The sequence below is a fragment of the Mucilaginibacter sp. genome (assembly GCF_041663085.1).
Taxonomy (GTDB): Bacteria; Bacteroidota; Bacteroidia; order Sphingobacteriales; family Sphingobacteriaceae; genus Mucilaginibacter.
The window spans coordinates 1-10,816 of sequence record NZ_JBAZRC010000162.1; the positions used below are offsets into that span (position 1 = coordinate 1).

Below are 10,816 nucleotides of genomic sequence, written 5' to 3' on the forward strand. Positions count from 1 at the left end.
ACTAACATCAGGCCCCAGACCTCAAAAGTAATGCGTGCTTTGGGGTTTACTTTTTCTTTATGCTGTTTAGCCCCGGTTACGGTGTCACCGGCAAAATGCTGCATATCATCGGCGGTTAACAGGCGCTGGGCAACGCCTTCAATAATTACTGTGCGGCCTTTAATAGCCTGCGGGAGTTTTATATTGTAGTTTTTAAAATGCGCGGCAATTACCTTCCCTTTGCCGGCATCCATTTCAAACCAGCCCCCCTGCTCTTTGGTGACATTAATGATCTTACCAACAAGGGCCGTTGTCTGCCGGATCTTGTTACCCATAAAACCCTCTATTTTGTAGGCCGGCACGGGTGCAATATCTTTTGGCTTATCGCCAAAAACCATTCCATGCGGTAAAGGGGTATGCTTTTGGGCAAAACCGGTTATCGTACAAAAAATAAAAACAAGGGTAAGTAACCGTTTCATTATGATAGTTAACATACGGTATAGCTGTTAGTTTTAAAATTCGGGGATGATTAGAGGTTATTACATTCAAAACAAAAACCCTCTTATACAAGTAAAGCCCCTGATGGGCAGGGGCCTTTACTAACCAATTATAAACCTAAATTATGAGAAGAGCTGTAGGAGAAGGGGTCGAACCTTCAAAGAGTGGTTATTCTTATTGCTAAGAGTTTCCCATGATCTCCGCCACCGCGACAAGGAGGTGTGTCTGCCAAAAATTTCACCATCCTACAGGATGTTTAAGTCCTTAGTCTAAAGTTTTCAGGATTAAGTCGGCTTTCGACTTAGAACTTGATACTTTTGACTTTAAACTTAGCTGTTGGGGAAGGGTTCGAACCTTCACAGAGTGGTTAGCCCGCTTCGGGTTTCCCATATTCTCCGCCACCGGGACAAGGAGGTGTGTCTGCCAAAAATTTCACCACCCAACAATGTTTGTTTTTAAAAGAACGATATAGCAATTGTCATTTGCTTTATACAAATCTAACGGAGTTGGCACTTTCTTGCAAATATTTCAACAAAATATTTTTATTTTTACTTTTATTATAATTATACTTGTATTTGAATATAGATATTTAAAATTATGCCTCACAGGAAACCTCAAAATTTAGAAATTGATAATCTTGATATACAAATTTTATCAATATTAATGAAGAATGCGACCACTCCTTACACCGAAATCGCAAAAGAATTGATCGTTTCCGGCGGAACCATACACGTGCGGATGAAAAAATTGGAGGAAATGGGTGTAATAAAAGGTGCCAGCCTGGAAGTGAATCCGCAAAAACTGGGTTATGATGTAACCGCTTTCCTGGGGATCTTCCTGGAAAAAGGTTCGCAATATAATGAAGCCGTAAAGCAATTAAAAATGGTGCCCGAAATTGTAGAGCTACACTATACTACCGGCAGCTGGAGCATTTTCGCCAAGATTGTTTGCCACGATACCAACCACCTGCGCGAGGTATTGAACGAGAATATTCAAAGCGTTAAAGGCATACAACGCACCGAAACATTTATATCCTTAGAGGAAAGCATTAAACGCCAGATAACACTGGATTAATTACTTTAGGTTTCCTGCCAATAGTATACTCCACGCATCATTGCGTGGGATGAAGCAATCTCTGAACTATGTACCGGCTACATGGTTTAGAGGTTGCTTTGTGGTTTTTGGCCTGTTTAATTACCTACTTATGGGTATTTTTTAAAACTGGCCACACGGTTACCTTTATTCATGTAACCAATATCTTATCATCCCATGAAAAAACTATTATTCGGCGCGCTATTCACAATTATGGCAATTACCGCCTTTGCCCAAAAGGTTGAAACCTTTAACATTAATAACAATACCTATTACGGCACCAAAGCCATCCCCGCCGAAATTGTTGGGCATTACAGTTATAGTAAAGATGGCGACAAAGAACCTATTGTAGATGTTAATAAAGATGGTACCGGTAAGTTCCAGGTGCATGAGGTGCCTGCCTATCCCGTAGAATTTTGGATTGAAACCGATGCAAAAGGTAAAATAAACGTACGCAAAAGCGATGTGAACGAAAACTACCAGATGGTATTGGTGCTAAAATATGGCGACAATGGTCAAGCTGGTTGGAAAGGTGCCAACAAAGGAACATTCGACCGTATAGAAGTAACCGTAGCCAAAACAATGGGTTATACCATTATTTTAGGTGAACGGTTTATGAAGTTGAAATAAATTTATTTAATCACGTCATTGCGAGGAGTGATAGCGACGTGGCAATCTTCGACATGCTTGTTGTCAGCTTTCTATCGAAGATTGCCACGCTATGCTCGCAATGACGAATTATACTACCAAACCCTGCACAAAAGCCCTTTCAGGTACTCCCCTTCAGGGAATGATGCCCTAACGGGATGGTCTTCGGGTTGGTGGAACTGGTAGATGAACTGTACCTGCTTCCCGGCATCCAAAGCGGCCCATGCAAGCACTTGTTTAAAGGTTTCCATATCCATAGCACCCGAGCATGAGAAAGTGGCTAATAAGCCTCCGCTGTTAAGTAATTGCATACCCAGTCGGTTCAGGTCTTTATAAGCGCGTGATGCCCTGTCGAGCGCAGAGCGCGATGGCGCGTATTTTGGCGGATCAAGTACAATAACATCAAACATTTCGCCCTCATCCCTGAATTTGCGCAGTTGCGCGTTCACGTCAGATTTGATGGCGCTGTGTTCTGTCGTTTCAAATTTATTGAGGCGGATATTTTCTTCGAGAGTTTCCAATGCAAGGGCAGAACTATCTACACTGGTTACCGATGCAGCGCCGTTTTTTAAACTATTTAAGGTGAAGCCGCCGGTATAGCTAAAACAATCTAATACCTTTTTGCCTTTGGCATAACTGGCCAGTACCTGGCGGTTATAACGCTGATCGCAGTAGAAACCCGATTTTTGGCCTTCGGCGATGTTGATGCCGTAGCTGATGCCGTTTTCTTTCACCATCACCAGTTCGGGCGGTTCATTGCCTGCAAGTAATACATTGGTGGTTTCCAATCCTTCGTGCGAGCGGGAGGTGGCGTCGCTTTTATCATAAATGCTGGCGGGTTTCAGCAATTGGTTAAGTTCATCTATAATAACAGGCATTGCGTTTTGCATACCCGAGGTAAGCACTTGTACGGCCAAATGATCGGCGTATTTATCTACGATAAGGCCCGGCAGGTAGTCGGATTCGCTGAAGATCAATCTGCAGGTATCTGTACTGCCATCGGCCAGGATATGTGCGCGACCGGCAACAGCTACCCGCACTTTATCGCGGAACCAATTGTCGTCAACCGCAATGGCTTCGTCCCATTCCAGCAAACGCACTGCCACGCGCGATTGATCATTGTAAAAGCCGTAGGCCAGGAAATCTTTTTTGCTATCCAGCAGGCGGATGATCTCGCCATTGGCAGGTTTACCTTTTACATTCTCTATCGCCCCCGAAAATACCCAGGGGTGTTTGTGCAGTACTGCTTTCTCTTTACCCTTTTTTAATACAACATCTATCATACGGTTGCAAAGGTAATAATATCATTGCCAATGTTATTCCCTGCCGGGGATAGGTGTGTTTTTTAATGCTTTAGCAACTGCCACCACATTAGCCGCTGCGGCTTTCCCCGTTTCTATCGACCATTCCTTACGGTAATCGCTCTCCAGATAATTATCACCCGGGCCGGGGCCATTATTCCAATAGGTGTATGATTGCGGTGCTATGGTGAAGCCAACATCCATCAGCGCGCCTGCAATTTCAGATACCACATGCCGGGCGCCATCCTCGGCGCCGGTAACTACAAAACCCGCTACTTTGTTGAATGTGACCGGGCGGTTCTGCGCATCGCGTTTAGGGTACAGGCCGTTTATGCGCTCCAAAACTTTCAAAGCCTCGCTGCTCATGGTGCCCATCCAGGTGGGGGTGGCTATAATCAGTATCTCTGATGCCAAAAGCTCTTTCAGAATTGTAGGCCATGCATCGCCCTTACCCAGGTCAGATTTTATGCCGGTGATGATATGATGATCAGCCACGCGTATAAAGGTTGTTTTTACACCAAGGCGTTCCAGTTCATCGATAAAGGTATTAGCTAAAGCTTCGGTATTTGAAACAGCGGGCGATGGCTTTAAGGTGCAATTTAATATCAGCGCTTTCATGGTTGATCTGATGTTATAGGTTTTCTGCAGGCGGCCGTGGCGCAACTTTCTCGCTTTCGCTCACCTTTTCGGTAACTTCCTCAGTATCCGCCACGGTGGAATCTTTATTAGTTACCTTTTCAGCATCATCTTTATTGGTGATCACGTACTGCTCTTCTGCATTTACTATCGGGTCGTCGGGTTGCCCTTCTGAAGGGAGGTTGTTCCCCGGGGTTGAACTATCTGGAGTATTCATAATTATTGGGTTTTAAAGAACAACGGATGAAAGCTGGGGTTGTTTTCTAATTCCCTCCCCTGGGAGGGGTGTGAAAGGCCGGTGTGGTGGCAGGGAGGGGTCTAACAAAGCGGCGAACCCCTCCCTAACCCTCCCAGGGGAGGGAACAATAGTGTTCACGTTCACTGCCGTGAACGCGGTGTATTTTTTTAATTAGCTAAAAATCAATTATTTAAAAAACGACCACTGACAGAATAGTGCCACCGCTTTAATTATATATTAGTATAGTCCCTCAAAAGTGATTTGTCATTTAGCAAAAAAGCCAAACATTGCTGTTTGGCTTTTAACATTTGATTGAGTCGGATTTGAGTATTATCTGTTGGGCTAATGAAATGAGAACCACTCACAGTTCTCTATTCACCACTCACTACTTCGTATATCTGTTGATGATATCAATGATCACCTTGTTCTCCTGTAATTGCGGCAGGTAATCAAACAGGATGTAATGTTTCTCCGGGTCAGACGCCAGCGCCATCTCCAGGTAGTTCAATGCTTCATTGTATTCGCCTTTGGCAAACAGGTAGGCTACCATGCGGTAGTACAGCTCTGCAGCGTCCGGGTTGTTTTTGATGGCTTGCGACATTACCTCAATAGCATCAACCAGTCGTTTTTGCTCATATAGTATAGACGAGTAATCCAGCCATGCATCCACATCAAGCGGGTTAAGCTCCACAACCTTTTCGTAAGCCTGTTCGGCTTCGGGCAGGTGGCCAAGCTTGTATTCCGCATCGGCAATGGCAAACCAGTAATCGGCATTGGCAATATCCAGGTCGAGCGCTTTTTTGTAAAAGTGCAGGGCCTCAAAATAGCGTTCTTCAAAATCAAGCGTTACACCAATCCCAAACCAGGCATCTGCCAGTTTAGGGTCCATCTTAACCGATTTTTTGTAGAACGAACGCGCCTCGTCCATTTGCTCCAGCTTTTCGTAGCACTCGCCTATGGCGCAATATGTATCTGCATTAGGCTGTTCGTACTCAAAAGTTTGGCGGTACACCTCAATAGCTTCGGCATATTTTTCCAGATTTACCAGGGCGTTACCTTTGTTAAAGTAAGCCGATGCAAAACTGTCTTTGATCAGTATGGCGTAATCGTATGCATCGATAGCCTTCTCGAACAAACTAAGTTTGGTATATGCATTACCTAAGTTATACCATGCGGCATAGCTGTAAGGCTCGTTATCTATATACTGCTGATAGAACTGAACGCTCTCTTCCTGGTTATCCAAAACATCGTAGCAAAATGCCAGCTCGTACAGGGCATCCTGGTTTTCCATGTTTTGTTTAAGGCAAAGCTTAAGGTAGGTAATGGCGGTATCATAATCGCCCATGTTTTGGTAAACGTAGGCAATGTGCAACAATATCTCGTCAGTTTCCTCGGCCAGTTCAAGCGCTTTTTCGTAATTCTCTAAAGCCTCGGTATTGCGTTCCATACTTTCGTACAGGTTACCACGGATGATATAGATATCGGCGTCGCTGGCTTCCAGCATAGCGGCTTTTTCAAGTGCGGCAAATGCCTCGCTTGCGCGATTGGTAACTACCAGCAACTGGGCCTGTTTTATTAAAAATACCGCGGCAAACGGGTGCTGGTTGCGGGCATATTCTGATACCTGCAGGGCTTTTGCCGGGTCGTTCTTTTCTATGTAGTAGTCTATAATGTTCTCAAACGCCTGCGCGTCAAAAAAGTACTGATCATGATTTCGAATCATCTCTTCGTACCGTTCTACCGAAAACTTTGGATCTTCGGTAAAACCAAATTCAAATTCTTCTTCCATTCAAGTTTATTTGCAGAACACCATATTTTCCCGGCGGATGTCTATCCGCAAGGCTTAAACATGAGTTCAAATTACAATAATAAGCATCCATAAGTCAATTAAGTTTTCAACATACAAACATTATTAAACAAGCGTTAATACAAGTGGCTGATAATAAATGTAAAGCATTTTAGCCGGCAAGCGATGAGTTGAAGAATAATTGCCCTAAAGATTTTTACCTTTGACAAAAGTACCAATTATGAGCTTACCTATAAAAGATATTCTTGATCATTTACATATAAACGACATTAACCATGCGTTTAGTACTGGCAGTCAATGGGGTAGCAGCGCCAATGCTGTTACAAAAGATATTGTATCGCCAACAGACGGTAAAAAGATAGCTGCCGTAAAGTTTGCTACTGCGGATGAATATAACACCGTAGTGGAGACCGCCGCAAAGGCTTTTAAAACCTGGCGCACTATACCGGCACCTAAGCGTGGCGAGATAGTAAGGCAGATAGGCGAATCGTTGCGGGAGAATAAAAAACAACTGGGCACGCTGGTATCCTACGAAATGGGCAAAAGCCTGCAGGAAGGTTACGGCGAAGTGCAGGAAATGATAGATATATGCGATTTTGCCGTTGGGCTTAGCAGGCAGTTGTACGGCCTTACCATGCACAGCGAGCGCCCCGAGCACCGCATGTATGAGCAATATCACCCGCTGGGGATCATCGGCGTAATATCGGCCTTTAACTTCCCTGTGGCGGTTTGGAGCTGGAATGCCATGCTTGCCTGGGTTTGCGGCGATGTTTGCATCTGGAAACCATCCGAAAAAACACCTTTAACAGCCATTGCCTGCCAGCATATAGCGCAGGAGGTTTTTAAACGAAACAATATTGAAGAAGGCGTAAGCTGCCTGGTAATAGGCGACCGCAACATAGGCGAACTGATGAGCAACGATACGCGTGTACCTTTGGTATCAGCAACCGGATCAACCCGTATGGGCAAGGCGGTTAGCGCGGCAGTTGGCGCACGCCTTGGTAAAAGCCTTTTAGAGCTGGGCGGTAACAATGCCATCATTATCACCGAAAATGCCGACCTGGATATGTCGCTTATTGGCGCTGTATTTGGTGCGGTGGGTACTGCGGGGCAGCGTTGCACCAGTACCCGCAGGCTTATTATACACGAAAGTGTTTACGAAGCCTTTAAACAAAAATTGGTTAAAGCCTACGCGCAAATAAAAATTGGCGACCCGCTAAACGAGAACAACCACATGGGGCCGCTGATCGATCAGGATGCGGTTGCTTTATATTTAGATTCGATTGAGAAATGTAAAGCCGAGGGCGGTAAGTTTGTGGTAGAAGGCGGCAAGCTGGATGGCGGGGCTTATTCATCGGGCTGTTATGTTAAACCTTGTATTGCCGAGGTAGAGAACCGTTACCAGATCGTGCAGCATGAAACCTTCGCGCCGATACTTTACCTTATCAAATATTCTACTATCGAAGAAGCTATTGATCTGCAGAACGGTGTTCCGCAGGGATTATCATCAGCCATCATGACCAATAATTTGCGCGAGGCAGAAACATTCCTTTCTTACGCGGGTTCTGATTGCGGAATTGCCAACGTAAACATAGGCACATCCGGCGCGGAAATAGGCGGCGCATTTGGCGGCGAGAAAGAAACCGGCGGTGGCCGCGAGAGCGGATCTGACGCCTGGAAAGTTTACATGAGGCGCCAAACCAATACTATAAATTATTCTAAAACGTTGCCTTTAGCGCAGGGTATTAAATTCGACCTGTAATTTTTTAATCATAAAACCCATTTATAACGCATGTATAAATTTTGCAAACTCATTACCGGCACGTTATTGTGTGGTGCCGTATTAATAAGCTTTAACTCAACGGCGCAAGTTGCGCCAAAAGCCGCTGCCGAACTGCCAAAGAACTGGCACCTGATGGACCTTAAAACCGATGGATATTTCGGCATCAGCCTTAACCAGGCTTACCAGTTTGTAAAAGGTAAAAAAAGCAAAACAGTAATTATAGCTACTATCGACAGCGGTATTGACACCGCACAGGCCGACCTTAAACCTGTACTGTGGACCAATACCAAAGAGATACCCGGCAACGGCATTGATGATGATAAGAATGGTTACGTTGATGATGTGCACGGCTGGAATTTTTTAGGCGGCCCGGGCGGTAAATGTGATTTTACCGAAACCACCGAAGAGGTACGCGAATATAACAGGTTAAAACCTAAATATGAAAACCTTACATCGGCCCCTGCCGGCAGCGAAAAGGAATTTGCTTACTGGGAATCTGTAAAACTTACGTATAATACCACCTTAAACAAATCAAAAACCGAGATACAGCAGCTGCAACCCATCATGAACGCTTTGATGACTACTAGCGGGTATGTAAAAAAAGCGCTTAAATTAACATCAGGAGCTTCATTTAAAAAGGGCGACCTGGCGAAGATCACCTCTGAAAGCGATACCGTTAAACAAAGTAAAGCTGTATGGGCATCTGTTTTTGATCAGGAAGGTGGCGATGACACTAACGCCAAGATCATTAACGACCTGAGCGAATACCTTGCTAAACTGAACAATGATGTTAACCCCGACCTGGATGCCCGCAAACGTATTGTTGGCGACAACCCGGACGAGAAAGATGGCAAACCTTATGGCAGTAACCTCATCAAATTTGCTGATGCCGAGCACGGCACCGGCGTAGCAGGCTTAATAGGCGCTGTACGTAATAACAAATATGGTATTGACGGCGTAGCCGATAATGTGCGCATTATGGCAATTAAAGCTGTACCTAACGGCGATGAGTACGATAAAGATATTGCTAACGCGATACATTACGCGGTTGATAACGGCGCGAAGATCATCAACATGAGCTTTGGTAAAAAGCTATCGCCGCATAAAGCATGGGTTGACGAGGCCTTTAAATACGCTGCCGGTAAAAATGTATTGTTGGTGCAGGCATCGGGTAATGATAACCAGGATGTTGACGCCAAACCACAATTCCCGAATGATACCTTTGAGGATGGCTCCGGTACTGATGCCGATAATGTAATATGCGTTGGCGCATCTGCCGATAAGCTGGATGCAAACCTTGCAGGTACTTTCAGTAACTACGGCAAAAAAAATGTGGATGTATTTGCACCGGGTGTTAAAGTAACCTCTGTAAATATGGATGCCGAACTTAACACTGCCGATGGCACCAGCTTTTCCTCACCAATTACCGCGGGTATTGCCGCGTTGGTATTGGAGTATTACCCTAACCTGAGTGCAAAACAGCTTAAGCGGGTGATACTGGAATCGGCAACACCGTTAACCGGCACCGTGGTTTTAAAACCGGGCAGCCAAACCGAAAAGGTTGATTTTACAACCCTTTCAAAAACAGGTGGCGTGGTTAACGCCTACAGGGCATTAGTTGCAGCATCAAAACTAAAAGGCGAAGGGATATAAGCTATCCTCTCGCATTATAAACAAGAAATGCCCGACGATTAGTCGGGCATTTCTTGTTTATAATCATTTGTCATTCCGAAACGATAGTGAGAAATCTTTTTCATTATGCACAGTTCGCCGGCTGTCAATTGAACAAGATTTCTCCTCGCTCTCGCTCGTTCGAAATGACAGGGTGAATATTGGGATATTAAAATATCGCCTCAGCAATGCGTTTTGTTGGCCCGGGGTTACCCATGGTGTAGAAGTGTAATACCGGCGCGCCGAATTTCACCAGATCCTTACATTGTTCAATCATCCATTCGATACCAATATCTTTTACATTCTTTTCTTCTTTACAATCGTTTATCGCATCGCTCAAAGCTTCGGGAATATCGATATGGAAAGTTTTAGACAGGTTAACCAGTTGCTTTGATGTAGTGATAGGTTTCAATCCCGGGATGATGGGTACGTTGATTCCCTCTGCACGGCAGCTGTTCACAAAATCGAAATACTTTTGGTTATCAAAAAACATTTGGGTTACGATGAAGCCTGCGCCCATATCAACCTTTTGCTTTAAGTATTTAAAGTCGGTTTTTAGGTTTGGCGCTTCAAAATGCTTCTCGGGATAACCAGCCACACCTATGCAGAAATCCGTTTTCAGGATACCTTCGTAATGTTCATGCAGGTAAACTCCATTGTTCATATTCACTACCTGTTGCAGCAGGTCGGTAGCGTAACAGTGGCCGTTTGGGGTTGGCACAAATGAGGCGTCGCCACGGCGGGCATCCCCACGTAAAACCAGCACATTGTCTATCCCTAAAAACTGCAGGTCGATAAGGCCGTTTTCGGTCTCATCCTTGGTAAAACCACCGCAAAGCAAATGCGGTACGGTATCAACCTTGTATTTATTCATGATAGCCGCGCAAATAGCGATGGTTCCCGGGCGCTTACGATAAGCCAGTTTCTCCAGCAAGCCGGTTTCATGCTCTTTATAGATATAATCCTCGCGCAATGATGTTACATCAATAAACGGCGGCTTAAACTCCATCAACGGGTCAATAGCATCATAGATACCCTGGATGCTTTGGCCTTTTAATGGCGGGATCAATTCAAATGAGAAAAGCGTCTTACCTGCCGCATTGGCTATATGTTCTGTAATCTTCATTTTAGGTTGTAAGTCTTTATTTCCTTATGTCATTGCG

10 protein-coding genes and 1 tRNA gene are annotated in these 10,816 nt (G+C 44.8%); 4 read left to right on the plus strand and 7 right to left on the minus strand.

The window, feature by feature from the left end:
• Positions 1 to 473: DUF4920 domain-containing protein (locus tag WC615_RS20350; RefSeq protein ID WP_372979896.1), on the minus strand; the 473-nt coding region annotated here is incomplete at its 3' end.
• 337 nt (positions 474 to 810) lie between these two features.
• Positions 811 to 922, minus strand: a tRNA-Asp gene (locus tag WC615_RS20355).
• A gap of 152 nt (positions 923 to 1,074) precedes the next feature.
• Here WC615_RS20355 and WC615_RS20360 point away from each other — a divergent pair.
• Entirely contained in the window at positions 1,075 to 1,551 is a 477-nt protein-coding gene (locus WC615_RS20360) for an Lrp/AsnC ligand binding domain-containing protein (protein ID WP_067063623.1), read from the plus strand.
• A 195-nt stretch (positions 1,552 to 1,746) separates the two neighbouring features.
• Positions 1,747 to 2,199, plus strand: a complete 453-nt coding sequence (locus WC615_RS20365) for a hypothetical protein (RefSeq protein WP_372979897.1) — start codon at positions 1,747 to 1,749, stop codon at positions 2,197 to 2,199.
• 113 nt (positions 2,200 to 2,312) lie between these two features.
• Here WC615_RS20365 and WC615_RS20370 read toward each other — a convergent pair whose 3' ends face one another.
• From WC615_RS20370 to WC615_RS20385, 4 genes are all read right to left on the minus strand, one after another.
• Positions 2,313 to 3,500 (minus strand): class I SAM-dependent rRNA methyltransferase, encoded by a 1,188-nt coding sequence (locus WC615_RS20370; RefSeq protein WP_372979898.1) that lies wholly within the window; start codon positions 3,498 to 3,500, stop codon positions 2,313 to 2,315.
• Positions 3,501 to 3,533: 33 nt separating this feature from the next.
• Positions 3,534 to 4,136: a flavodoxin family protein gene (locus WC615_RS20375; protein WP_372979899.1), complete on the minus strand. Its 603-nt coding sequence runs from the start codon at positions 4,134 to 4,136 to the stop codon at positions 3,534 to 3,536.
• A 13-nt stretch (positions 4,137 to 4,149) separates the two neighbouring features.
• Complete coding sequence (locus tag WC615_RS20380) at positions 4,150 to 4,371, minus strand: hypothetical protein (protein ID WP_372979900.1); 222 nt, start codon at positions 4,369 to 4,371, stop codon at positions 4,150 to 4,152.
• Positions 4,372 to 4,777: 406 nt separating this feature from the next.
• Entirely contained in the window at positions 4,778 to 6,181 is a 1,404-nt protein-coding gene (locus tag WC615_RS20385) for a tetratricopeptide repeat protein (protein WP_372979901.1), read from the minus strand.
• A gap of 238 nt (positions 6,182 to 6,419) precedes the next feature.
• On the opposite strand from WC615_RS20385, the gene WC615_RS20390 reads away from it, so the two are divergent.
• Both WC615_RS20390 and WC615_RS20395 read left to right on the plus strand, forming a co-directional pair.
• Positions 6,420 to 7,961, plus strand: a complete 1,542-nt coding sequence (locus WC615_RS20390; RefSeq protein WP_372979902.1) for an aldehyde dehydrogenase family protein — start codon at positions 6,420 to 6,422, stop codon at positions 7,959 to 7,961.
• A gap of 30 nt (positions 7,962 to 7,991) precedes the next feature.
• Entirely contained in the window at positions 7,992 to 9,635 is a 1,644-nt protein-coding gene (locus WC615_RS20395) for a S8 family serine peptidase (RefSeq protein ID WP_372979903.1), read from the plus strand.
• 187 nt (positions 9,636 to 9,822) lie between these two features.
• Here WC615_RS20395 and metF read toward each other — a convergent pair whose 3' ends face one another.
• Positions 9,823 to 10,779, minus strand: a complete 957-nt coding sequence (gene metF / locus WC615_RS20400) for a methylenetetrahydrofolate reductase [NAD(P)H] (protein WP_372979904.1) — start codon at positions 10,777 to 10,779, stop codon at positions 9,823 to 9,825.
• Positions 10,780 to 10,816 lie beyond the last annotated feature (37 nt).

Coding starts and splice junctions, on each gene's coding strand:
- WC615_RS20380 (WP_372979900.1), bottom strand. CDS start 4,371: ATGAATACTCCAGATAGTTCAACCCCGGGGAACAACCTCCCTTCAGAA.
- WC615_RS20395 (WP_372979903.1), top strand. CDS start 7,992: ATGTATAAATTTTGCAAACTCATTACCGGCACGTTATTGTGTGGTGCC.
- WC615_RS20370 (WP_372979898.1), bottom strand. CDS start 3,500: ATGATAGATGTTGTATTAAAAAAGGGTAAAGAGAAAGCAGTACTGCAC.
- WC615_RS20390 (WP_372979902.1), top strand. CDS start 6,420: ATGAGCTTACCTATAAAAGATATTCTTGATCATTTACATATAAACGAC.
- WC615_RS20385 (WP_372979901.1), bottom strand. CDS start 6,181: ATGGAAGAAGAATTTGAATTTGGTTTTACCGAAGATCCAAAGTTTTCG.
- WC615_RS20360 (WP_067063623.1), top strand. CDS start 1,075: ATGCCTCACAGGAAACCTCAAAATTTAGAAATTGATAATCTTGATATA.
- metF (WP_372979904.1), bottom strand. CDS start 10,779: ATGAAGATTACAGAACATATAGCCAATGCGGCAGGTAAGACGCTTTTC.
- WC615_RS20365 (WP_372979897.1), top strand. CDS start 1,747: ATGAAAAAACTATTATTCGGCGCGCTATTCACAATTATGGCAATTACC.
- WC615_RS20375 (WP_372979899.1), bottom strand. CDS start 4,136: ATGAAAGCGCTGATATTAAATTGCACCTTAAAGCCATCGCCCGCTGTT.